Raw genomic sequence first — 24162 nt, 5'->3', positions numbered from 1 at the left:
AAAATAAGGCACTAAACCATTTAGAGAATCTAGATGGTTTAGTGCCTTATTAATTTACCGTTTTGTTAACGAATCGCTCTCAATAATCATATTTTCTAATTCAATTTGAGTAACATCCGTATTCTGAATATCGATTGTTAACCAATATTTTTTATTCATATGAAACCCAGATGTAACACCATCAACATGTTTCATTTGATCAACGTGTTCTGGCTTTAATTTTAGGTTTAACAATAACTTGTCATCCCTTTCAAAAATCATTGCCATCATCTTACCGCTACTAACTTGTTTCATAATCGTCCACAAGATAGTTTGTTTCCGACTCGGATTATTGAATGGATAAGACTCAGTTGTGTTTGTTCGATCTAAAATGAATTGAATTAATTCTTGACGTTTCAAATCCATATTGACCCCCACTTTTTACCTATTTAATCATCTAGTCCCACTTCTTCTACTTTGTCCGGTTTCATGACTAACGCGAACATCCCAGCGAACAAGCCAAGATAGTAAGTCAGCACACGCCACAACAGCATGGCTAATATTAATTTACTATGACTCGTCATGAAACTAGAAAAGACAATTGCAAAGCTGTATTCCGCTCCACCGGTTCCACCAGGAATTGGGAAGAGTGAAATAACCATCACAATCAGCACGTGAAGCGCCGTAATCATAACAATGTCCACTGACGTATAGCCGAGTGACAACATGATGAAATATGGTACCAAATAGTAAAAGGCTAATTGGAAAAATGTTAGCACGAAAACATCAAATAATATTTTCTTTTCGTTTTTCATCCGTAAACTCTCTTTGTGGAAGTTCTCTATCTTTGAATAGATGCTCGTATTTAAACGCTCAAATTTATCACCTTTAACGAATAACTTAACAACCAACATACAAGCGGCCACTAATTTTTTAGTAAAAGCGTACCAGTACATAATCATTAACAAACCAATAATTACGGCTAAATGGATTACAAATCCAAAAATCACAAAAACCATCAAGTAGTTCACTTTATCTTGTATGTATTGAAACCCAATCAATAAACAAACAATGAAATTAATTACGATCATAGCTTGGTAAACAACGAATTTCATTAATAAAATTGAACTAGCGCGTCCTGCATCGATACCGGATTGAGCCATTGCAAATAATTGTGCGGGCTGACCACCTGTTGAAAAAGGTGTAATTCCATTAAATAATTGTTCGATTAACGGGATACGGATAGCATTCTTGAATGTAAATTTTTTATGTTGTCCCCTAAGAAACCGTTTGACGATAAATGCTTCAAATACAAAATACATACAAACGCAAAATACCGCAACGAGTAGCCACCAAACATTTATGTTAACTAAGTCCTTAATGAGTGACTCCAGCGACACATTTCTTAACGAATAAGCAAATATACCCATTCCAATTATGACCATCAATATCAATAGTCCTACATTTTTTCGAGTCATTTTTTAATCCTCTTTGCTCTGGTCCAAATAAAATTGATGCCAAATCTCGGCCAGCCTGTCCTCAGAATAATAAGCTGACGCCTGATCTGCTTTATCGTGTAATACCGTTAAAGCATTAGGATCTTCTTTTAATTTTCTCAATTTAATTTGCATATCATCAACATCCGTTGCGGCATCATAATAACCGTCAATAACCGCTTTATAAAGGTCAAGGTCACGCAATAGTACGGGCGTACCACAGCTAAATGCCTCTAACACTGACATTGGAAACAGTTCATTAAAGGATGGTAATAAGAAAAGATTCGCAATATTGTAATAATTCACCAATGCCTCACGATCAATAATGCCAGTAAAAATTAAATTACTTGGTGGATTATCGACCACCTTCTTTAGTTCCGCGTAACCATCGGTTAACTTCCCAAATGAGAAACCACCCGCCCAGATAAACTGAATATCAGGATTCTGTTTGGCCAGAGTAATAAAGTCAGGCACACCTTTTCTTTCTTGAACTTGTCCATCACCAAAGACAATAAACTTATCAGCTGGAATATTTAATTCGTCCCTAAAAGTTTGTTTCTCTTCTGCCGTTTTTTCATAAAAAACTTTTTTTGACACGAAATTAGGAATATACGTCACATGTTCTTTGGGAATCTTAGCCGCTTCAAGTTTTGGTATAAAACTTGGATTAACGACAACGATATGATCCATGCGCTTATAAAAAGCAATCACGTACCAATAAAAAATGGCTTTAAAAGGTTGCGGGATCTTAACGCTGCCTTCTAATGTTTCCGGTAAAAAATGGACGTAACCAATTTTTTTACCACGACCAGGCATAAAAGTCGAAAGATAATACGGAAAATTAATCGTATGGTAGTGACTAATATCGGAACGGCTATACTTATTCACACTGATTTTAAATTCAGTCGGAAAACGTTCTTTGAGTAACCTCATCATTTCGGTATAGGCACTACCGACTCCTTGTCCTTTAACCGAGTCGGCTGCAGAAAACATGTTAATTAATAGCATGGCTGAAACTCCTTTAAAAAATAGGTACGTTTATAAATGACTAATTTCGTCATCTTCCTCTTCTAATTCTACATATTGAATTTGAGCGTCTTGATAGAATGCGGCGACTTTAGAGCCAAATGTTGCTGCGGAAATTTCTTTTAATTTATTTAAACGTGGCTCAGGGTCAATTACTTGATCACGCTTATTGAGATAGTCGATAACATCTGTAACCATCTCATCTTCAGAAGCAAATGTCTTCCCGATTTCTGGTTTATCTATTAATTCGTCAGTATAATCACCCGTCTTAGCAAGTACTGGTGTGCCAGCCGCTAAGGCTTCAATAAACGTTAATCCTTGTGATTCCGTAACTGAAGCGGAGATAAATAAGTCGGCCAATTGATAGTAATGGAAGACCTCGTCATTATCGACTTCGCCAGTAAAGCGCACATTAGATTCTAAATTCATACTAACGACTTGTTCTTCAAGCGTCTCACGAGCTGGGCCATCCCCAACAATTAAGAATAAAATATCTGGCGTTTTTTCAACAATTGCAGGCATAACATCAATTATTTCTTTTGTATTCTTTTCAAAAGCTAATCGACTCAAAGCAAGCATAACTGGGCGATCTTCAGCAATACCTAACTTAGCCCGATAATCCTCAGTTTCTAATTGCTCAAATTGAGAGATATCTACGCCAGTTGGAATAATACGCATTTCTGATTTTACACCATATTTTTGTAGTAAGTTTTGAACACGATCACTTGGCGCCACAATTCCACTCATATGATAAGCAAATGTTTTTGTCATTTGTTTAACATGATAAGGTTTTAGTAGTTTACCGTTAGCAATATAATGCAAATAATCTTCATACATCGTGTGATATGTGTGTAAACAAGGCACTTTTAAATTTCTCGCAACAAATTTACCAATCCAGCCCATAGAAAATTCGGTCTGCGTATGAATAACATCTAGGTTTAATTCCTTAGCCACTTGATATGCTTGAAATAAGCCTCTAACAGCGATTCGTCGATCCGTAAAGGAGACAAATGGGATGCTAGAAAACCTAAAGATATTACGTTCATAAACCGTCTTATCAACGTGCGGATCAGTTGTTGTAAAAATATAGACCGTATGGCCTTCTTTTTCGAGCTCATTTCTTAGTGTCTTTATTGAAGTCGCCACACCGCTCACTTGTGGAAAATATGTATCTGTAAAAATCCCAATATTCACGATAAGGTCCCCTTGTCTGTTCTAGTATAATATCCTTAATTATATTGGTTTCTGATTCGTTATGCAATAAAAGTACATTATTCTCATTCATTCCCAATTAAAATAAACACAAAAAAACTGATAATCGAAATTATCAGTTTTTTTAATATTTGAATTACTTCATGTAAGATTCAACTAATGCGATAACTTCTTCATTAGTTTCACAATCAGTGACAGCCTTATCAGCTAATTCTTTCATTTTCGTTGTATCTAATTTTTTCATTAGACTACGTGTTTTAAGAATTGATGAAGCGCTCATTGAGAATTCATCAAGTCCCATGCCAGCTAGGATTGGCACGGCAATTTGATCTCCGGCCATTTCACCACACATACCTGCCCACTTACCTTCTTTATGAGCCGTATCAATTACCATTTTGATCAAACGTAAAATTGATGGGTTATAAGGTTGGTAAAGGTATGAAACTTGTTCGTTACCTCGATCAGCGGCCATTGAGTACTGAATTAAATCATTTGTGCCAATACTGAAGAAATCAGCATATTTAGCTAAATGATCACCATTCATAACAGCAGCAGGAATTTCCATCATCATACCGACTTCAAGTTTTTCTGCTACTGGCACACCAGCATCGATTAATTTAGTACGTTCTTCAACGTAGATAGCCTTAGCTGCTTTGAACTCATCAACGGTTGCAATCATAGGGAACATGATTGCTAATTGTCCGTAATGAGAAGCTCTAAGTAATGCGCGAAGTTGTGTTCTGAAGATATCTTGACGATCCAAACTAATTCGGATTGCACGATAACCTAAGAAAGGATTCATTTCCTCTGGTAATGGTAGATAAGGTAATTCCTTATCGCCACCAATATCCATTGTTCTTACGACAACTTGTTTACCGTTCATACCTTCAACTGCAGCTTTGTAAGCTTCAAATTGATCATCTTCTGAAGGTAATTCACTGGCATCCATGTATAAGAATTCTGAACGGAATAAACCGACTGCTTCGGCACCATTATCTAGTGCACCAGCAACATCTTTAGGCGTACCAATATTAGCAGCTAAATCAAAATGAACACCATCAGCTGTAACTGTTTTAGCGTCTTTTAATTCTTCCCATTCAGCTTTTTGATCAGAAAAAGCCTTTGCTTTTGCTTCGTAAGTTGAAATTTCTTCAGCAGTAGGATTGATAATTCCGTCACCATTGATACCATCAACAATAACCATATCGCCTTCTGTAATTGCAGTCGTTGGATCTCCAGCGCCTACAACAGCAGGAATTTCAAGTGTACGAGACATAATAGCAGAATGAGAAGTACGTCCACCAACATCAGTAATAAACCCTTTAACGAATTTACGATTTAATTGGGCAGTATCCGATGGTGTTAAATCATGCGCAACGACCACGACTTCTTGGTCAATAAGCGCAGGATTTGGGATAGAAACGCCTAATAAATGACTCATTACACGTTTTGTAACATCACGGATATCGCCGGCACGTTCTTGCATATAAGCATTATCAGTCATGCCTTCGAACATTGAGATGAACATATCTGTAACATCTTTCAATGCAGCTTCGGCGTTAACTTTATCATTTTTGATTTTATCGCCAATGTTACCCATAAGTTCAGGATCCGAAAGAATTGTCAAATGGGCTTCAAAAACCTCGGCTTCTTCAGCGCCGAGGTTTTCTGCAGCTTTTTGTTTGATTAACTTCAAATCTTCGCTTGCTGCTGCAACGGCAGTATCAAGACGTTTGATTTCTGACTCTGGGTCTTCAATGCTTACTTGCGAGAATGATAAATCGGGTTGAACTAACATATATGCTTTAGCAATGGCAATACCATCACTAGCAGCAATCCCTTTTAGCATTTTCGACATTATTCAGCGAGTCCTTCTTTCGTCATTGTTTCTGTAATAGCTGCGATTGCGTCTACTTCGTCAGCACCATCAGCAGTGATTGTTACGTCAGCATTTTGACCAACGCCTAATGACATAACGCCCATGATTGATTTTAAGTTTACTGATTTTTCTCCGTAAACCAAAGCAACGTCAGAAGTAAATTTACTTGCTGCTTGTACCAATAATGTAGCTGGACGTGCGTGGATACCTGTTTCTGCGATTACGTGAAAGTCTTTCTTTTCCATAATTAATTATCTCCTCGGTGTTCTATATTTTTTATTTTAGAAAAATGCATAACCCACTTACAAAAGCAAAGAACGCGTTTTCATTAGTAAGTTAAACGCATTAACCTCTAGAGATAAATAGTACCATTATTTAAAAAATGATACAAGTCTTTAGTCATTTTTTTAGTTTTTTAAACTGACATACTTATAAATAATCTGGCCTTCTCTTTGCGCATTACCAACGATTGCTTTACGTAACTTCTCTTTTTGCCAAACAAGTTGAAAAGCCATAAATTCATCCGGGTTAATCGTGATTGTCTCTATCTCTCCGGCAATTAACGCATCAATCTTTGCTTTATAATCTTCGCTCATTTTAAGACCCCTTTTCACTAAAACCTTCTATCTTTATTTCATTATAGAATAGACGCTATAAAATGTAAAAAGTGAATGCAAATTACTTGCAGAAGTTTTTTACATTTTGTATACTTATCATCGAAGGTCAAAGAAGGTCAACGTGCTTTGATCTTAAATATATTATGAAATAATAACGAATTAAATATGAAAGGTTGTGCACATATGATCTGTCAAAATTGTCGAATCAATCAAGCAACGATCCACTTATCAACTAACTTAAATGGCCAACATCAAGAATATGATTTATGCCAAAATTGTTACCTCTTACTTAAGGATGAACAAGAACGCTTAAGTAATGGTCAAATCCGTAACAATCAACAAGACCCCTTCAGCTTTGGAAATCTTGATGAATTATTTAATGCCATCGCACCAAATGGTCAAAACAATGACCCTCAAAGAAAAGATCAAACGCCCCCTACCCAAGCTGGTAGAAACGGTGGCGGTCGTAAAAATAACGGAAAAGATACAATCCTTGGCCAGTTCGGGCTAAACCTAACTGACGAAGCACGGGCAGGAAATATTGACCCAGTCGTCGGCCGTGATCAAGAGATTGACCAAATTATTGAAATATTAAATCGTCGGACAAAGAACAACCCTGTTTTAATTGGTGAGGCTGGTGTCGGTAAAACGGCTGTTGTTGAAGGCTTAGCTCAAAAGATTGTTGACTCAGCTGTTCCACAAAAATTGTTGAACAAACAAGTTGTACGTTTAGACGTTGTCTCATTAGTCCAAGGAACTGGAATTCGTGGTCAGTTTGAAGAACGTATGCAACAATTAATGAAAGAATTAAAAGCAGATAAAAATATTATCCTCTTTATCGATGAAATTCACGAAATTGTTGGTGCCGGAAATGCCGAAGGCGGTATGGATGCGGGGAATGTCTTGAAACCTGCTCTTGCTCGAGGCGAATTGCAATTAGTTGGCGCAACAACGCTAAATGAATACCGTCAAATTGAAAAAGATGCTGCCCTCGCACGCCGTTTACAACCTATTCAGGTTGACGAACCTAGCGTTGAAGAATCAATTGTGATTTTAAAGGGGATCCAAAAGAAATACGAAGCTTACCATCATGTTCGTTACAGCGATGAAGCAATCGAAGCGGCTGCTTCTTTATCTGACCGCTATATTCAAGATCGTTTCTTACCGGACAAGGCAATCGATTTACTTGATGAATCTGGTTCAAAAATGAACCTAACCATTAAAGCAATTGATCCTAAGCTGGTTGAAGAGAAGATTAAGAATGCGGAAACACAAAAACAGGCCGCATTAAGTGCTGAAGATTACGAAAAAGCAGCTTACTACCGTGATCAAGTTGCAAAATTCAAAGAATTACAAGATAGTAATACTGATTCTGATGAATTACCAATTGTAACCGAAAAAGAAATGGAACAAATCGTTGAAGATAAAACGGGTATTCCTGTAGGCGAATTAAAAGAAAAAGAGCAACAACAATTGAAGAATTTAGCTGTCTCTCTTCAAGCTAACGTTATTGGACAAGATGCGGCGATTGATAAAGTGGCTCGTGCCATTCGTCGTAACCGTATCGGATTCAATAAATCTGGACGTCCAATTGGTTCATTCTTATTCGTAGGTCCAACTGGTATTGGTAAGACTGAACTTGCCAAACAATTGTCAAAAGAATTATTTGGTACGAAGGATTCAATGATTCGCTTCGATATGAGTGAATATATGGAGAAACATTCCGTTTCTAAATTAATTGGCTCACCTCCAGGTTACGTTGGTTATGAAGAAGCCGGACAATTAACTGAACAAGTTCGTCGTAATCCATACAGCCTAATCCTGTTGGACGAAGTCGAAAAGGCGCATCCTGATGTGATGCATATGTTCTTACAAATTCTTGAAGATGGCCGTTTAACGGATTCTCAAGGTCGCACGGTTAGTTTTAAAGATACGATTATCATTATGACATCGAACGCTGGAAGTGCTGATGCCGAAGCCAATGTTGGTTTTGGCGCAACGTCAACGGGTGCAACACATGCCATCATTGATAAGCTATCAAATTACTTCCGCCCTGAATTTTTGAACCGTTTTGACGATATCGTTGAATTTAACCCATTAAGTAAAGAAAACTTAGTATCAATCGTGAGTTTGATGCTTAATGATGTCAACGACGTACTTAAAAATCAAAACTTAGAACTTCGCGTAACAAGTCCTGTTGAAGAGAAATTGGTTGATTTAGGTTACAATCCTGCCATGGGTGCCCGTCCATTAAGACGTGTTATTCAAGAACAGATTGAAGACCAAATTGCTGACTTCTACCTTGATAATCCTGATGTAACAAAATTAGCTGCCAAGATTGAAAAAGACGAAATTAAAATTTCAGCGGATACAGCTGCTGAAGTTAAAGATTCAGATTCAACTAACGCTGAATAAAGACCAAATTAAAACCATAACTCCCAGAAAATCAATCCCGGGAGTTATGGCTTTTTTTATTTTCTAATCCGTTTACACAAATAAATGATCATTTAGATACTTTTTTCCAATAATCACGCTTTTTAGGTTATAATTATGGTATTAGCTAACGAATGGAGCTGTTTAAAATCGCCTTAAGAGATTTCTTCCGGAATGTGTTATCAGTTTTCACAAAAACTGAGCAACCCGATTCCACTACCGATATCCAATTTACATTTAATCCTAAAATGACCCATAAACGGGAAACAACTAAGCCAAAAAGACAAGAAGTTGTTGAAGAACAGACTTTTTTACCAACATCAGTGTCTGATGCAACAATGATCATTTATTACAAAGACCAAAATAATGATGATTTATTGCGTCCCCAAATAATCAGTGGGACAAAAGGTACTGATTTAAGAATACAATTTGAACCAATTAATGATTATAATTTAGTTGGCATTTCAGGTTTTACCAGTACCTTTGTTGAAAGTTATGGCGCCATTATTTTAAGTTACGAAAAGAAACATGGTGCTGCCGTTTGGATTTATAATCAAGATATCGACGGTGGTTATCTCATTGGTTCGCCAACTTTATTACGCGGCCATTTACATGAACCATTTACATATGATCCAGTAAACATTCCCGGGTTCAACTTACTCCGCGCCTCAAAAACAAGTTACGGTACTTTTACGGAAGAGCAACAGACCATCTACTACTATTACCGCAATCTCAATTGGCGAACGGTCGATAAAATTGATGCCTTTATTCAAATTACGGAACGTACCCGTTGTTATGACTTACCTGATGGTAACTTTTATGCTGCTTTCTTACCCGCCGGCGGTATTTTACAAGTATTCGAGAAAATTGAAACTAACTCCGGCACTATTTGGTACGGCATGGGCGGTAATCAGTGGTTGGAAAATACATCGAACGTGCACCTCGTAGATCAGCCAGAATATGCTCTACTACCTGAAAAAGAAAGTGACCAATTTACAAAAAAGAAGATTAACCGCCCTGCCCTAATTGATTACATTCCCGGTAAATCTGTTACCATCTTTGCCGAACCAAATGGCAAAAAATTACGTCGCTTGATGGATAATACGCAAGTGACCCTCATCAACGAATTAGAATCACCAACTAGTACCGTTTGGTTTGAGTTAAAAGATGGCGGTTTTATTAATGAAGTTTATATTAAAATTCCTTATTCATTGAACTAATGAACGACAAAAGAGGTATACCAAATTACTGGTATACCTCTTTATTTTATAATTTTGAAGTTAATTTAACATCTGGATATTTATCGGCGAACCATCGTTCTGCGAATGCATTTTCGAATAAGAATAATGGTAAGTCTTGTCGATCTTTAACGAGTAAGTTACGAGAACTAGACATTTTTTCGTCCAATTGCTCAGGATCAATCCAACGGGCCGTCTTAGATCCCATTGGTGTCATGATAACTTCTGAGTTATATTCGTTTAACATTCGGAATTGGAATACTTCAAATTGAAGTTGACCAACGGCACCCAGAATATAATCACCAGTATTATAACTTCTGTATAACTGAACGGCACCTTCTTGAACTAATTGTTGAATACCTTTATGGAATGATTTTTGTTTCATCACATTCTTGGCATTGACACTCATAAACAATTCAGGCGTAAATTGAGGTAATTTTTCGAACGTAATTGGCTTTTTCAAGTTACTAATCGTATCACCAATTTGGAAATTACCCGTATCATATAACCCAATAATATCACCCGCCACAGCTGATTCTAAAACCTCACGTGAATCGGCCATAAATTGTGTTGAATTTGATAAGCGCATTTTCTTTTCAGTTCGTGCCAACTTAACATCCATTCCACGTTCAAATTCACCCGAACAAATCCGAATAAACGCGATTCGATCACGATGATTAGGATTCATATTGGCTTGGATTTTGAAAACGAATCCGGAAAAATGCTCATTAGTGGGTTCAATCAATGTTTCTTCTATTGTTTTATGTTCTTGTGGTGCCGGCGCATAGTTTAGGTAAATATCTAAGAAAGTTTTAACCCCAAAGTTAGTTAAAGCTGAACCAAAGAAGACGGGTGTTAAGTCCCCTGTTGCAATTTTAGCTTCATCAAAGGTATTACCAGCATCGCCTAATAATTCCACTTCATCTAACACTTCTTGATAGATACTATCTTCTTTTAAAGGATGGTCGCCTTCAATTTCGCCGGCATCATTTAAGTCGACATAATTAATACCTTTATCTTCTTTTTGGTAAAGTTCAATTCGGTGATTATAAATATCATACAATCCTTTTAATCCTTTACCCATTCCAATTGGCCAGTTCATTGGGTAAGATTCTACACCCAAGACTTCTTCTAATTCGGCCATCAAATCAAGCGGTTCGCGGCCATCACGATCCATTTTATTAATAAACGTAAAAATAGGAATACCACGCATTTTACAGATTTGGAATAGTTTCTTTGTTTGGGGTTCGATCCCTTTAGCAGAATCAATTACCATGACTGCAGAATCCACGGCCATCAATGTTCGGTACGTATCTTCTGAGAAATCCTCATGTCCGGGTGTATCCAAAATATTAACGCGTTTATCGTCATAATCAAATTGCATCACTGAACTTGTAACAGAGATTCCACGTTTCTTTTCAATTTCCATCCAATCGGATTTTGCGAAAGTACCTGATTTTTTACCTTTAACGGTTCCGGCAGAACGAACTACCCCACCAAATAAAAGTAATTGTTCAGTAATCGTTGTTTTACCGGCATCGGGATGAGAAATAATCGCGAACGTTCGGCGTTTTTTTACTTGAGTTTCTAATTCTTCTGTATTCATTTTTTGTCCTCTCTAAAACATATTACTTATAGTTTATCATAAATGATAATGAACTTCGACGTAAAATAAATAAGGTCAACAGAGCCTTTGGAGTTCTGCCAACCTTATTATCTGACTGTTTGTTATTTATCTTTTGGTTCATCCGTTGAAACGGCAGTTGGAATAATTACTTTAAGTTCCACCAATCGGGAACCATCCATCTTTTCTGTTTCAAGAATTAACCCATTATCAAGAGTAACTTGTAGCTGTTCATTGTCATCAGGAATTCGACCTAACTCAGTTAGAACAAATCCAGCGATTGTATCTGCATCTTTCATATGGATATCGCAATTGAATTCATCATTAAAATCATCAAGCGTCATACGTCCTTGTACAATGTACTCGTGAGCATTGATTTTCCTCAATGTATTATCAGGACTATCAGATTCATCATCAATATCGCCAACAATCTCTTCAATTAAATCTTCAATTGTTACTAATCCAACAACTCCACCATATTCATCCAGCAAAATAGCCAATTGCGTGTGTGTCTTCTTCATTTCAAATAATAAATCATCGACAGCCATTGTTTCTGGAATAAACATTGGTTCTTGCATAATTTGACGTAATGTAATCCGCTCAAATCCATGCTCTCTAGCCGATTTGAGTAGGTTTTTAATATGAACAACTCCGACGACATTATCTTTGTCATCACTATAAACAGGGACACGGGAAAATGGTTGATTTAAAATGGCATCGATATTTCGATCGTTATCATTTTGTAAATCGATCATAAATGCATCGGTTCTAGCAACCATGACTTCTCTGGCCAACTTCGTATGTAACGAAATTACCCCTTCCATCATTTCATATTCATCTGAATCAATGGCACCGCGTTCTTCACCTGTTTGAATCATGTGCACTATTTCTTGTCGGCTAATAACTTCGGTATCATTTTTATTAAACTTAATCGGTGTTATTTTTTCTAGAGCAAGGAGTGAGATTGACAATAACCAGTTAAATGGTTTGAATACAACCGCAATCACTTGAATAGGTCCAGTTGTTGCTCTGGCAATTTTGTCCGGCATTTGTAATGCCAATTGTTTAGGATATAACTCACCTAAAACAAGTGAAAAGTAAGACAAAATTAATGTCACAACAATCACGGCAACATCATGTGCCCAAACTGCATTCCCAAACAACGGCTCAACATACTTGGCCAAAGCCGTTGCTGCAAAAGCTGAAGACAAGAAACCAGCAAAAGTAATACTGATTTGAATAGTTGATAAAAATGACGTTGAATTATTCAAAATACTGAGAATTCTTATTGCACCTTTATCTCCGGCCTTTGCCTCTGCTTCAATTTTATTACGATTTACTGAAACTACTGCTAACTCTGCAGCTGAAAAATAGGCATTAATTAACGTTAATATGACTAATAATAACAGCTGCAGCAGCAATTCGTGACCAGGATCTGAACTCATTTACTCATCCGCTCCAATTCATTTACATTTATTTTTAAGTTACCGAATAGTATACACTAATTAATAACTAACACCCGAAATACTTATTGATTATCAGTTGTCGTGTCGCTACTTGAACTTGATGTATCTGACGTTGAGTTCGAATCTGAACTCGTTGTTGTGTTATCAGATCTTGTATTAGAATATGTTTCTGTTTCTGTGTTTGTATCTGAACTTGTCGTATTATCTGAACTCGTTGTGTCAGAACTTGAGCTCGACGCGTACGCACGGCCACTTCCAGCAACAACTTTTAGTACTTGACCGGGTCTTAATGTCGTATTTTCCATATCATTCAATGATACCAACGACTTCACTGACATACCATGATTAGCCGCAATAGATGACAATGAATCACCATAAACGACTGTTATTGTATCCGTATCAATATCAGAACTAGATGATGACGAAGATGTTTTTGTTGATGATTTTTTACTTTCTTTTGATTCGGCTTTTTTCTTTTTGGGTTTTTCTTTTTTAGATTCTGAACTAGAGCTTTTCTTATCTTCTCCGTATTTTGCCTCGGCTAATTTTTGTTGTTCGGCGTATTCCTTTTTTTGTTGAGATTCCGACCCAACCTGACCGCGACTAGCTACCCATTCGACCATATCTCGACCAGATTTTGTACTGGCTAAGATTGTCCCACCACCAACACACACAACGACAACAATACTAACAATTACTTTAGTTCTTAATTTCATAACTTCCTCCGAGTTAACTCATATTTATTTAGGCACTTTTATTTTTTGACCTATGTGTAAAAGATTTGACGACAAGCTATTAATATCCATTAATTTATCACTAGTTGTATCATTATCAGTTGCAATACTTGATAAGCTATCGCCATCGCCAATTTCAACTGTTTTTGTATCAATTTTACTGATACTTTCTTTCTTCTCAGAGCTTTCTTTTTTTGCAGACTCAGAACTAGCTGCCTCTTCTGATGACACCTTAGCCGCTTCAGACACCCTTGCTGCCTCGGCCCGAGCAATAGACTCGTTCTTTTGTTTCACCGAAGAACTACTGGCCGCTTTACTTGAGGCAATTTTTTTAGAAGAATCTGCCCCTTTTTTTGATACATCGGACGCACTAATCGACTTGGCAATGGCTAATTCTTTTACCTTACTAGAGGATCTTTGCCGACTATTAACCAATATGGACTCTTGTTTAGCATTATTCGTTTGGATATATTTTGCGGAAACTGTCCCCGCAACAGCCAAAATTAGGATACCGATCAATACTAAAGCCAATTTACTATGACTTTTCTTCTTTTTCTTTTTTGATTCATATTTTGCATTATCAAACGCTTGTCCATTATAAAATGCTTCTCGACGCCGCAATTCAACCGAACGGGGCATATCAGGATCAAAGTGAGTTTCTTTATACTGTGTATACAACGCTTCTACATTAAACGATTTACGTTCAGCATCACGTTCTTTATCATATTTAGTTCGTTTTTCGTCAGTTAATCCATCATACCAGGCAACAAAATCCAAATAACTCATAACAACATTCTCTGATTCGCCAATATCCATTAGTTGACCATTCTGGATCCATGCAATTCTATTCGTTAAAAATTCCATTTGTTGTAAATCTTGGCTGGCAAGGACAAACGTTTTACCCTCAGTTTGTAGGCTTTTAATCTTATCAACAGTTTTCTGATAAAAAATATCATCAAGTGCTGATAAAACACCATCCAAAATAATAATATCGGGTTCAATAAAAAAGGCCATTGCCAATTCAACTCGCGCACGCATATCAGGCGAATAGTCCTCAATCTTACTTTCTTTTAAGACACCCAAATCAGCAAACTTCAAAACGTTACTTAACGTTTGATCACTATTTTTATAATCAATACTTGAATCAGTAATTGCATCCTGAATATTCTGGACAGCTGTCTTATCCCGTCTCAGTTGGGTTTCATACGAGACAATCGTCGTATGTCCGGCCATTGTTAAAAATCCTGTCGTTTGTTTTGCTTTTCCGGCAAGAATTTCAGATAAGGTAGATTTCCCCGAACCACCCATTCCAATAATACCAAAAAATTCGCCACGATAAATATCGAAAGAGATTCCCCTTAAAGCCCAATAAACATCTTTCGAATCTTTATCTACTTTTCGATTTTTCTTACTTTTGATACCTTTTGTAACGTACTCTAATCGAATTTTATAGTCTTCCATTTTACCACCATTAAGTCACTCAATTATTTTGTTTCACAACAACCTGTATACAATTATGCTTACATAATTTTACCATTAATCACCAAAAATTAACATCTTATCCGGTCTATTGGTCATTATATTTAAAAAAAATAAAAAGCATGTTCTCCTTTTCAGATGAACATACTTACTTTCCTAAGATAATATCAGAAACTTTTTGTGATGCTTTCCCATTATCCCACTCAATAAACTTATCTTGAAATGTTTTAAATCGTTTCTCGTAACCGGGATATTGGTTATTTTCGGTATAGATGTCCAATTGTTTATAGAAATCTGCCTCTGTTTGAATGACTGGTCCTGGTGCTTCCGATTCAAAATCAAGATAGAATCCTCGAAGTTCGTCACGATAATGATCCAAATCATAACAATAAAACAGCATCGGACGATTTAAATTAGCAAAATCAAACATAACTGAAGAATAATCAGTTATCAACATATCGCTCATTAGGTACAACTCGGTAATGTTTTCATCCGCCATAATCTTGACACGGTCTTCAAACCCACTGATATCAATACTATTCTTGACCAAATAATGTGGGCGCATAATTAAAATCGTATCATCAGACACATGTTTAAAGAATTCTTCAAACGAAAAAGCTAATTTAAATTTATAGACACCTTCACGGTAGAAACTATCATCACGCCATGTAGGCGCATAGAGTATAACTTTCGCATTTTCATTTCCTAAATAATTTTTTTTCAGAGCTTTAATCTCTTTTTCGTTATTGTCAGTGTATAAGATATCGTTCCTCGGATAGCCAATATCCAACGATTTATTTTCAAATGCAAATGCACGTTCAAAAATTATTTTTGAATATTGATTAGGCGCAATTAAATAATCCCAACGTGCCGTTTCAATTTTAAAATTATCATGGTACTTTTTGGTTGTTGTACCTGGCATCGTCACATTATCCATATCAAGAGCAAGGTGTTTTAACGGTGTTCCATGCCACGTTTGAATATACGTCGTCTTTTTATTTTTTAACCACCAGATTGGTAATCTCGAATTAATGACCCAAAAATCTGCTCTCGCCATTTTGATGGTCCACTTAACACCAAATCGTTTCAGCAGCTTGATATCTGGGTATTGTTCTTTTAACGTTTGGTAGACCCCTGGTTTAACGCTAAAATAAAGCCCATCTATTTCTGTGCCCATGTCAGCTTTAACCTGTTTATAAATAGCCATCGGATTATCATTAATATCTCGTCCGTTAAAACTTTCAAATATAATTTGATTTTTTTTAATAGGAAATTTAATCATAATATCATTCAATATTATTAAAACTTGACGACCAATTCGCTTAATAATATTTTTATTGATGACTTTCTTAACAATTACCTTTATTTTATGCATTTTTTAATTCCTTTCGCTAAAAAGACGCAAAATATTTTCATATTTTACGTCTTTTTTTATAGATTCATGCCTAAATCTTTCTTGATTTTAGTCGTTGAGATACCATCTGTTCTTGGTAAATAAACAACTTCACAATAATCACTTAAAAAGTCAAATTTACCTTTCCAATCGTCGCCCATGACAAACGTATCAATATGATTATCAACGACATCACCAATTTTTTGATCCCATTCAGTTTCCGGAATCACTTCATCTACATACTTAATTGCTTCTAAAATAAATTTACGATCTTCATATGACGTATAAGCTTTTTTGCCTTTAATTGCGTTAAACTCATCAGTTGAGATACATACTGTTAAATGATCACCCATTGCTTTAGCACGTTGTAAAATTCGCACATGTCCCTTGTGTAATAAATCAAATGTTCCGTAAGTAATTACTTTTTTCATGTTATTCTCCCTTATCAACATTAATAATAATTCATTTTAGCATAAAATCGTAACCGGTGTCTGTCTTATTTTTCTTGTAATCGTCTAATTTCAAAAAAGTATTGTACGACCACTTTTATTACTGCATATAATGGAATACCTAATATCATGCCCGGCAATCCGGCTATATTCCCTGCAACTAACAATAACACAATAATTGTCAAAGGGTGAATATTTAAGGATTTACCAATAACGTTTGGGTACACAAAATTACCATCAATTTGTTGCACAATTAACACAACAATAATAACAAAGACAATCATTTGAGTTGACTGTGTCACCGCAATAATCAATGCAGGGAAAATCCCAATATAAGGTCCGATATACGGAATGACGTTAGCAAGACCCGCCATAACGCCCAATAGTAAAATATATGGCATCCCAATAATTGAATATCCAATCGCGGTAAACACACCGACGAAAAGACACTCAATTGCTTGTCCGCCAATATATGCAGATATCGTATCGCCCATTCGTCCTAATAACTCAACAAGTTCATCACCATGCTTTTCTGGAACAAGTTTTTTAAGAGTTGGTACTAATTTATGACCGTCCTTCAACATATAGAACAACATAACAGGTACTGTAAGTGCAACGATTGTGACGGTAGTTGCGACGCCGATCATTGACCCAATAGAGTTTGTTAAGTTTGTAGCAATTGATTGGAAGTAAGTACCCATAGAATTTTCAAATTGTTTGAGGTAACTATTAAAATCAATTTCTTTGAACCAAGCATAATTATTTAAATGATTAAAAGTATCTGTAGACGAATCAGTAACTGCCTTCGCATAACCTGGTATATTCGTCACTAACTGACCCAACTGAGTCATTAATCTAGGAATCAGATAACCTACTAGTGCAACCAGAACGACAGCTAAAAATAGAAAAAGGATTGCTACCGCCCCAGTCCTAGAAATACCGAATTTCTTAATTTTAACTTTCATTAAAAACTTAATAACTGGATTAAATAAGTAAAATAAAAATCCAGATATGATAATTGGCACAAAAAGTGTCGAAATAAATATCCCTATAGGACTGAATAAAAAACTTATTTTAGTACAAGTCCACACTAAAGCAGCCAGAATTAATAACTCGAGCGACCAAAACATTAATCTTGAATTTTTTAACCGATTTAACATATGAATTCCCCTTTAGTCGTATCTAACTATCTCATAATAATATCACTGTTTAGCATTAAATTAAGGGCCCCATACAAAAAGAGAACCCCATTTTCCCGTCGCCAACTAACAGCCTAAAGAAAGGAGTTCCCTCATGTCTAAAAATACTTAATTTTTCTTTAGAAGTAGCTACTAAACACCTATTTTATAATTCTCTTAACAACCTGTTCAGACGCCGTTCCTTTATCATATTGAATGAATTTTTCGTCAAAGGTTTCAATTTTATTCTTATATTTATCAAAATAACGATCAATATCGTTAATTTCCCCAATAAGGGCGTCGGTATTCCTAATGAATGCACCAGGAGCCTCTTCCTCGAAATCAAAGTATAGTTCTCTTAGATTATCTTTGTAATTATCGTAATCATATGCGTAGAAAAGCATGGGCTTTCTTAAAAGCGCATAATCAAACATTACAGATGAATAATCCGTAATCATCATATCAGAAACTTTATATAAGTCTCTAATATCACTATTATTTGATAAATCGATTGCAAAATCCTCAAGACCTTCTAACGAGTAACTAGGGATTGAAAAATGATGCAATTTAATGACAAAAACATACTCATCTGAAAACTGTTCTTTTAGCTCGTTTAGGTCTATAGGCATTGCATATTTACCTTTAGACCGCCAAGTAGGCGCATAAAAAATAATCTTTTTGTCTAACGGTAACCCATATTTTTTTAAAATATCATTCTTTTCATTCTGGGTTGTCGGTATAAATAAACTATCATTTCTTGGGTAACCTACGTTTAAAAATGTTTTGTCAAATAGGTAGGCAGATTTAGCAATATCAGCTACATAATCACTTGGAACTGTTAAATAATCCCATCGAGAATTACGTTCAATAAAACCTTCTCTTGCCGAATCTTTAATTTCCCCAGGATTATCAAAGCCAAGTTTTTTAAGCGGTGTCCCATGCATTGTTTGGACTTCTACTGCATTTTTACGTTTATCATAATGGTTGGGAAAATTAACATTGTTAAAGAAATATTTTCCACGCGCTAATGTATAAAAGTACATGAACGAATTTTTACGATAAACTTTTGCGTTAACATCGCTGAAGTCCTTCAACACATTCTTTACAAAGACAACATTTTTTATGTCCGGACGATTAGCTTGAACGTACTCTAAAATTGCTTTAGGATTATCGCTGAATTCTCTACCCCAGAAAGATTCATATACGGCCGTTTTTTTCTGAATAGGCAATAATCTCATCAATGGATAAACTAATTTAGCTAAAATCATCTGTTTTCGAGGACTATTATCTAGCACTCCCCATGATTGTTTAATATTTAAGAAGATTGTTGAACTGTTGAAACTATATTTAATGATATATTGTCTTTTACTATCTTTAATCCGTAATTCATCTAGCGTTTTTCTAAAAACGTAAAGTTCTTCTTCATTATTATTCACGCTAATAGTAACTGAAAAAGAATTGTCAAAAGTTTTAAAAACAGTATTGGGATCAAATATGAACGTTAATATTTTAGTTAACCCATCCGTCTTCAATTCATTAGCCTTAATAATAAAATTATCTTTTTCACCAGTAAATACCAGTTCTGCTGAATCTTTTGACACGATGGCGTTTGCGGTATCCAAATACATGATATTGATAGAGAAACTCTTTTTAATTGCTTCAACTTTTTCAACTATAAACTGAGGTTGATCAATCGATAATACTAGGCCGCCCTCTAAGGTATTGAAAATAGATAATTGCTTATCTGAGATGCCATACACTCTATTAATTAATTTAGGATCAAGTGAAACAGGGTTTTCAGAATCAGAGTAAATGTACAATTTAGAAAAATCTAGTTCACTAATTTGTTCCTTCGTGATAGTAGCCTTAAAGTTACCATTATCATCAGAAAGCATATCTGTTTCAAATATACGATTTCGTGAACTATCTTCAGCAAATAGTTTCTTTCTATTCGCTACGCACCTACCTGTAAATTCAATACCATTATTAGTTTTATTAACTGCTTCAATAACAACTGGAGCGGCACTCTTTTTAAATTCAAGTTCCCATTTTATATTATAGCTTGGCGTAACAACGTAGTCGTCCATTAATTGATAGTGAGGCTTAGTCGATAACCCCTTCTTAGGCGAATTTAAAATAGCATTTTTTTCGACGCCATTAATATTGTATTTAACAGATAGATAATACGATTTATTCGGATGCATTTGTGGCATTAAATCCTTGATTGGTAACGTTAATTCAAACTTAGAGTAATTATAGTTATCTTTAAGGTAGGGCATCTTATGTTTTTTACTGAAGCTACTTTTTCGTAACGTCATCATTGGATTAAATTTAATAGAAACAGGGTTGGAAATTTCAATTTCTTGTGTATCATCGCTATTCACTAATGCTACTGAAACTGAAATATCTTTCTTATGTTTCTCTGAGATTCCCCATAGGAATGTCGTCCAACTAAGTTTGAACACATCATTGTCCCAATATGCTTCCTCAATATCCATGTTAACTCGAAATTCTTCTTTTGATACATACCGGTCATTAGGCGCTAAAACCTCTTTATAAGGATAATTATAGCTATATCCTTGTTCAGATTTATGTGGTTTATACTTACTTAATTTAAGTTGTCGAACAGAATCTTTAAATTCTTCAATTTTATTTTCAACAATTAATTGGTACTGAATCCTGTTTTTTAAAGCAATTTTTAAAAAAACTTCTTTCGAAATTTTAGGAAAGTACTCTTGAATGGTACTAAAAAAGATTGCCTGGTAATCCTCATCGACATCGTTCATGAGGTACATATAAAGTGGAAAATCGAATTGGAAATTTTTATAATCAAAAATATCATTTAAGGATTGTGAAATATTTTGTTTAGCAAAAAATTGGCGAACACTATTAATGGCTTTCATACGATCGCTAAAGTTATCAACAGAACTTCTTTGTTGCGTGATTGAACTATCACCAGCATCGCGAGCACGCCACTTATAAGTAATATCCGTTAAGATATCCACTTTTTTGGCCATCGCGTGCGCAGGAATAGAGACTGGAATATCTTCATATAACATCCCCTCAGGAAATTTAAAATCATTCTCCCGCCAAAAGTTGATATTAAAGACTTTATTCCATGCAGTCGTATCATTAATTAATTCAGGGGTATCATGAATGTTAGTTCCTACCATGTCTTCCCTAAAAATACGTTTATGTAAGACAGATCCGTAACTTTTTCTAGAATTAAATCGAACAACATTTCCAATAATGAAATCAGAATGTGACTTTTCAATAATATTTAACATTTTTTCATAAGAATTATCCGGGATAATATCATCCGAGTCGACAAACGTTAGGTAGTCTCCGGTCGCTGCTGCAGCTCCAGAGTTCCTTGCATATCCTAACCCACCATTCTTTTGATCCAATAATTTATAATTTTCGTATTTATCTTCATAACGCTTGGCAATTTCTCCAGAGTTATCCGTTGAACCATCGTTCACCATGATAACTTCATAATTATCGATTCCTTGTACTAAAAAAGACGATAAACATTCTTCGAGATAATTACTAATATTATAAATTGGGACAACAATTGAAAGCTTTTTTTCATTCATACTTTGGATTCTCCTAAATTGTATTCTAGTTTACACATGTGAGTATTATATCATACTTTACTTTCCAATAAATTCAGTTTATGGGCCTTGAAACCACTCGCGTAACGCTCTCAACAAATAGTCAACGCTCTTTTTCATCTGAACTTTTTTAAAATAAAAGAGTAATACAGACTATAAATGATCATAGTCTGCATTACTCTTTTAACGCTTAATTGTAAGACATTTTTATTTTATTCCATATTACTATGTGTCGCCTTAGCCTGATCGTTAGATACGTTATCTCTACGACTAACCTTTAACACCAGGGCATCCATCGTGATATGCACACTTTGGTCGAATAGTGTACTCAATAATTGAATAGATTTTACACTATCATCGGCTTTCGTTGCGCCTGGAACAACAATCACCACATCTGAAACTTGAGCCATCGGAGATGTTCCATTACTTGTAAGTCCAATCACCTTAACACCAATTTTTTTGGCACTTTCTGTTGGTTCAAGAACACTTTTAGTTGTTCCTGATCCGGAAACAGACACTAGTACATCCCCTTTTGCGATTGATGGTGTGATAGTTTCACCAATTACGAAAACGGTATAACCAATATGCATTAAACGCATTGCAAAACCTTTTGCCATAAGCCCAGAACGACCAGCACCTAAAATGAAAATTCTTTTATCTTTTGTAATCAACTTTTCAGCATTGTTTAATTGATTATCACTAACCTGCCCAATAACCGAATTTATTTCATCCATTATTTCATTAAGTAAACTCATTTAATAACCTCCATAAATTTTTTCGCCATCTCCACTGGTGTCTCGTTATTCATTATTTTACCACCAACAATAATTCTTTCAACAATTCTTTGCTTCGCCAATCTGCTTGCCTGTTCAATATCAATGCCACCGGCAACCGCAATATTTTTAATATTTGGAAAGTTGTTATGAAATTGTTCAACAGCTTTAACCGCATCAAAATCTTGATTCTTATTATCATGTGAATAATGCAAGCCAAAAATTGCTTTATCAAATTGTCGCAATTCTTCAATTTTTTCATCGTTAACTGCCAACAAATCTATTAACATTTTTTTCTCTTGATTAACCGTTAATGCATAAACTTGTTCAATTGTATCAATTGATGAACTTGCCATAACGGTTAACGTATCTGCACCCGCAGTGAAGCCTTTTTCGAATTCATAAGTACCCTCATCGATCGTTTTTAAATCGAATAAAACTTCTGATTGTTTGATACGTGAAACAATTGATTTCAATGAATCCATGCCATAGTCCTTAATTAGGGAAGTCCCAACCTCAATTACATCAACAATACCGTCCAACTTAATAACACTGTTCTGAAACTCTTCTAACGTAACGCGATCAATTGCAACTTGTAGCTTCATCATTCTTGTACCCCTTCTTTTTTATAAAATTCTTGTAACTCTCCTGGCGTTGGGTACCCATCATTATCTCCTGGCGTCTGAACTTGAAGCGCACCAACCGCATTTCCTCGTAAAACAGCTGATTCCATTGATTTATTTTCCAACAGTGCTGTAATAACACCCAACGCAAATCCATCCCCTGCACCTACAGTGTCTACAACCTTATCAATCTTGAATCCTTTAATTATTTTTGTGCTTCCATCTTTATTTTTAATAAATGCACCGCTTGCTCCTATTTTAACAATGACCGTCTTTGTTCGTTCCCCTTTTAAATAAAAGTCGGCAATCGCTTCTGGATCATCACTGCCCATCAGAATTTTACCCTCTTCAACTCCCGGTAAAACAACGTCTGCATAACTTGCCAGCTCGTTAACTGTTGAAACCATATAATCCTTACTTTTCCACAATGTTGGTCGTAAATTGGGATCAAATGTAATAAATTTTTGTTTATCCACAAGCCTTGTTAACAAGGTTCTAAATGTTTTTTCGGCTATATCTGAAATGGCGGGAAAAATACCAGACATATGCGCAATCTTTACGTCATCCAAATTAATTGCATCAATTCGATCACTTGTTAAATGTGCAGCAGCCGATCCTTTACGATAGTTAAATGTCTCGGGATCTCCAGTGGACACTAGTTGTTTCAGTTGATGACCAGTCCAATGATTTTCACTTTCACTGATATAGTCAATGCCGACACCATGTCCAGAAATGATACTCTTTGCATATTGTCCAAAAGGCTCCGTTCCAACCCGGGATACATACTCAACATCATGCCCCAACCGTTTAACTCCAATGGCCACATTTAGTTCAGCACCACCTAATATTTTTAAATAATTAACTGATTCCGACAAACTTTGATCCATATCTTTTGATGCAAACGTAATAATTGGTTCTCCAATTGTTATAACTTCACTCATTATGTTTT

Annotated in this window: 20 protein-coding genes; 2 read left to right on the top strand and 18 right to left on the bottom strand. The window is 35.6% G+C overall.

Annotated features, from left to right (window positions below; all coding sequences use genetic code 11):
• Window positions 1–54: 54 nt before the first annotated feature.
• The 7 genes from N0K73_RS04110 to N0K73_RS04080 form a co-directional block, all read right to left on the bottom strand.
• A complete protein-coding gene (locus N0K73_RS04110; RefSeq protein WP_225416489.1) occupies window positions 55–405 on the bottom strand; it encodes an MmcQ/YjbR family DNA-binding protein in 351 nt (116 codons plus the stop codon).
• A gap of 23 nt (window positions 406–428) precedes the next feature.
• A complete protein-coding gene (locus N0K73_RS04105; protein ID WP_057973677.1) occupies window positions 429–1457 on the bottom strand; it encodes a lysylphosphatidylglycerol synthase transmembrane domain-containing protein in 1029 nt (342 codons plus the stop codon).
• Between the two features lie 3 nt (window positions 1458–1460).
• Window positions 1461–2483, bottom strand: coding sequence for a glycosyltransferase family 4 protein (locus tag N0K73_RS04100; protein WP_112250403.1), 1023 nt, complete (start codon window positions 2481–2483; stop codon window positions 1461–1463).
• A gap of 30 nt (window positions 2484–2513) precedes the next feature.
• Window positions 2514–3695, bottom strand: a complete 1182-nt coding sequence (locus N0K73_RS04095; protein WP_112250404.1) for a glycosyltransferase family 4 protein — start codon at window positions 3693–3695, stop codon at window positions 2514–2516.
• A gap of 154 nt (window positions 3696–3849) precedes the next feature.
• Window positions 3850–5571, bottom strand: coding sequence for a phosphoenolpyruvate--protein phosphotransferase (gene ptsP / locus N0K73_RS04090; protein ID WP_112250405.1), 1722 nt, complete (start codon window positions 5569–5571; stop codon window positions 3850–3852).
• Complete coding sequence (locus tag N0K73_RS04085) at window positions 5571–5837, bottom strand: phosphocarrier protein HPr (RefSeq protein ID WP_057973673.1); 267 nt, start codon at window positions 5835–5837, stop codon at window positions 5571–5573. The genes ptsP and N0K73_RS04085 overlap by 1 nt, the downstream gene beginning before the upstream one ends.
• Window positions 5838–5999: 162 nt before the next feature.
• The gene (locus N0K73_RS04080) at window positions 6000–6188 is read right to left on the bottom strand and encodes a protein YkzS (protein WP_057973672.1); all 189 of its coding nucleotides are present in this window, start codon (window positions 6186–6188) and stop codon (window positions 6000–6002) included.
• 204 nt (window positions 6189–6392) lie between these two features.
• Here N0K73_RS04080 and N0K73_RS04075 point away from each other — a divergent pair, with 204 nt between their 5' ends.
• Together N0K73_RS04075 and N0K73_RS04070 are read left to right on the top strand one after the other, a co-directional pair.
• On the top strand, window positions 6393–8624 hold the full coding sequence (locus tag N0K73_RS04075; RefSeq protein ID WP_112250407.1) for an ATP-dependent Clp protease ATP-binding subunit: 2232 nt from the start codon (window positions 6393–6395) through the stop codon (window positions 8622–8624).
• A 152-nt stretch (window positions 8625–8776) separates the two neighbouring features.
• Window positions 8777–9862 carry a MucBP domain-containing protein gene (locus tag N0K73_RS04070; protein WP_112250409.1) on the top strand — a complete coding sequence of 362 codons (1086 nt, stop codon included), beginning with the start codon at window positions 8777–8779 and terminating at the stop codon, window positions 9860–9862.
• Between the two features lie 46 nt (window positions 9863–9908).
• On the opposite strand, the gene N0K73_RS04065 is transcribed toward N0K73_RS04070, so the two are convergent.
• The 11 genes from N0K73_RS04065 to N0K73_RS04015 form a co-directional block, all read right to left on the bottom strand.
• A complete protein-coding gene (locus N0K73_RS04065; protein WP_057973668.1) occupies window positions 9909–11486 on the bottom strand; it encodes a peptide chain release factor 3 in 1578 nt (525 codons plus the stop codon).
• Window positions 11487–11608: 122 nt separating this feature from the next.
• Window positions 11609–12949 carry a hemolysin family protein gene (locus tag N0K73_RS04060; RefSeq protein WP_112250411.1) on the bottom strand — a complete coding sequence of 447 codons (1341 nt, stop codon included), beginning with the start codon at window positions 12947–12949 and terminating at the stop codon, window positions 11609–11611.
• 83 nt (window positions 12950–13032) lie between these two features.
• Window positions 13033–13686 (bottom strand): LysM peptidoglycan-binding domain-containing protein, encoded by a 654-nt coding sequence (locus tag N0K73_RS04055; RefSeq protein ID WP_269023396.1) that lies wholly within the window; start codon window positions 13684–13686, stop codon window positions 13033–13035.
• A 24-nt stretch (window positions 13687–13710) separates the two neighbouring features.
• A complete protein-coding gene (locus N0K73_RS04050; protein ID WP_112250415.1) occupies window positions 13711–15165 on the bottom strand; it encodes an ATP-binding cassette domain-containing protein in 1455 nt (484 codons plus the stop codon).
• A gap of 166 nt (window positions 15166–15331) precedes the next feature.
• Entirely contained in the window at window positions 15332–16558 is a 1227-nt protein-coding gene (locus N0K73_RS04045; RefSeq protein WP_112250417.1) for a CDP-glycerol glycerophosphotransferase family protein, read from the bottom strand.
• Window positions 16559–16614: 56 nt separating this feature from the next.
• Window positions 16615–17007 (bottom strand): glycerol-3-phosphate cytidylyltransferase, encoded by a 393-nt coding sequence (tagD, locus tag N0K73_RS04040; RefSeq protein ID WP_057973663.1) that lies wholly within the window; start codon window positions 17005–17007, stop codon window positions 16615–16617.
• Window positions 17008–17072: 65 nt separating this feature from the next.
• Window positions 17073–18185, bottom strand: a complete 1113-nt coding sequence (locus N0K73_RS04035; protein ID WP_057973662.1) for an AI-2E family transporter — start codon at window positions 18183–18185, stop codon at window positions 17073–17075.
• 179 nt (window positions 18186–18364) lie between these two features.
• Window positions 18365–21799, bottom strand: a complete 3435-nt coding sequence (locus tag N0K73_RS04030; protein ID WP_112250419.1) for a CDP-glycerol glycerophosphotransferase family protein — start codon at window positions 21797–21799, stop codon at window positions 18365–18367.
• Between the two features lie 230 nt (window positions 21800–22029).
• Window positions 22030–22572, bottom strand: a complete 543-nt coding sequence (gene hxlB / locus N0K73_RS04025) for a 6-phospho-3-hexuloisomerase (protein ID WP_112250421.1) — start codon at window positions 22570–22572, stop codon at window positions 22030–22032.
• Window positions 22569–23195: an orotidine 5'-phosphate decarboxylase / HUMPS family protein gene (locus tag N0K73_RS04020; protein WP_057973936.1), complete on the bottom strand. Its 627-nt coding sequence runs from the start codon at window positions 23193–23195 to the stop codon at window positions 22569–22571. The genes hxlB and N0K73_RS04020 overlap by 4 nt, the downstream gene beginning before the upstream one ends.
• Window positions 23195–24154: a sugar kinase gene (locus N0K73_RS04015; RefSeq protein WP_112250423.1), complete on the bottom strand. Its 960-nt coding sequence runs from the start codon at window positions 24152–24154 to the stop codon at window positions 23195–23197. The genes N0K73_RS04020 and N0K73_RS04015 overlap by 1 nt, the downstream gene beginning before the upstream one ends.
• Window positions 24155–24162 lie beyond the last annotated feature (8 nt).

Source organism: Dellaglioa algida (assembly GCF_030127605.1).
GTDB classification, from domain to species: Bacteria; Bacillota; Bacilli; order Lactobacillales; family Lactobacillaceae; genus Dellaglioa; species Dellaglioa algida.
Note: the sequence above shows the minus strand (reverse complement) of the source record. Positions and strands in the feature narration are given on the sequence as shown.

Excerpts from the sequence above, each read along its gene's own strand:
- N0K73_RS04110 (WP_225416489.1), bottom strand. The coding sequence starts at position 405 with ATGGATTTGAAACGTCAAGAATTAATTCAATTCATTTTAGATCGAACA.
- N0K73_RS04105 (WP_057973677.1), bottom strand. The coding sequence starts at position 1,457 with ATGACTCGAAAAAATGTAGGACTATTGATATTGATGGTCATAATTGGA.
- N0K73_RS04100 (WP_112250403.1), bottom strand. The coding sequence starts at position 2,483 with ATGCTATTAATTAACATGTTTTCTGCAGCCGACTCGGTTAAAGGACAA.
- ptsP (WP_112250405.1), bottom strand. The coding sequence starts at position 5,571 with ATGTCGAAAATGCTAAAAGGGATTGCTGCTAGTGATGGTATTGCCATT.
- N0K73_RS04085 (WP_057973673.1), bottom strand. The coding sequence starts at position 5,837 with ATGGAAAAGAAAGACTTTCACGTAATCGCAGAAACAGGTATCCACGCA.
- N0K73_RS04080 (WP_057973672.1), bottom strand. The coding sequence starts at position 6,188 with ATGAGCGAAGATTATAAAGCAAAGATTGATGCGTTAATTGCCGGAGAG.
- N0K73_RS04075 (WP_112250407.1), top strand. The coding sequence starts at position 6,393 with ATGATCTGTCAAAATTGTCGAATCAATCAAGCAACGATCCACTTATCA.
- N0K73_RS04070 (WP_112250409.1), top strand. The coding sequence starts at position 8,777 with ATGGAGCTGTTTAAAATCGCCTTAAGAGATTTCTTCCGGAATGTGTTA.
- N0K73_RS04065 (WP_057973668.1), bottom strand. The coding sequence starts at position 11,486 with ATGAATACAGAAGAATTAGAAACTCAAGTAAAAAAACGCCGAACGTTC.
- N0K73_RS04060 (WP_112250411.1), bottom strand. The coding sequence starts at position 12,949 with ATGAGTTCAGATCCTGGTCACGAATTGCTGCTGCAGCTGTTATTATTA.
- N0K73_RS04055 (WP_269023396.1), bottom strand. The coding sequence starts at position 13,686 with ATGAAATTAAGAACTAAAGTAATTGTTAGTATTGTTGTCGTTGTGTGT.
- N0K73_RS04050 (WP_112250415.1), bottom strand. The coding sequence starts at position 15,165 with ATGGAAGACTATAAAATTCGATTAGAGTACGTTACAAAAGGTATCAAA.
- N0K73_RS04045 (WP_112250417.1), bottom strand. The coding sequence starts at position 16,558 with ATGCATAAAATAAAGGTAATTGTTAAGAAAGTCATCAATAAAAATATT.
- tagD (WP_057973663.1), bottom strand. The coding sequence starts at position 17,007 with ATGAAAAAAGTAATTACTTACGGAACATTTGATTTATTACACAAGGGA.
- N0K73_RS04035 (WP_057973662.1), bottom strand. The coding sequence starts at position 18,185 with ATGTTAAATCGGTTAAAAAATTCAAGATTAATGTTTTGGTCGCTCGAG.
- N0K73_RS04030 (WP_112250419.1), bottom strand. The coding sequence starts at position 21,799 with ATGAATGAAAAAAAGCTTTCAATTGTTGTCCCAATTTATAATATTAGT.
- hxlB (WP_112250421.1), bottom strand. The coding sequence starts at position 22,572 with ATGAGTTTACTTAATGAAATAATGGATGAAATAAATTCGGTTATTGGG.
- N0K73_RS04020 (WP_057973936.1), bottom strand. The coding sequence starts at position 23,195 with ATGAAGCTACAAGTTGCAATTGATCGCGTTACGTTAGAAGAGTTTCAG.
- N0K73_RS04015 (WP_112250423.1), bottom strand. The coding sequence starts at position 24,154 with ATGAGTGAAGTTATAACAATTGGAGAACCAATTATTACGTTTGCATCA.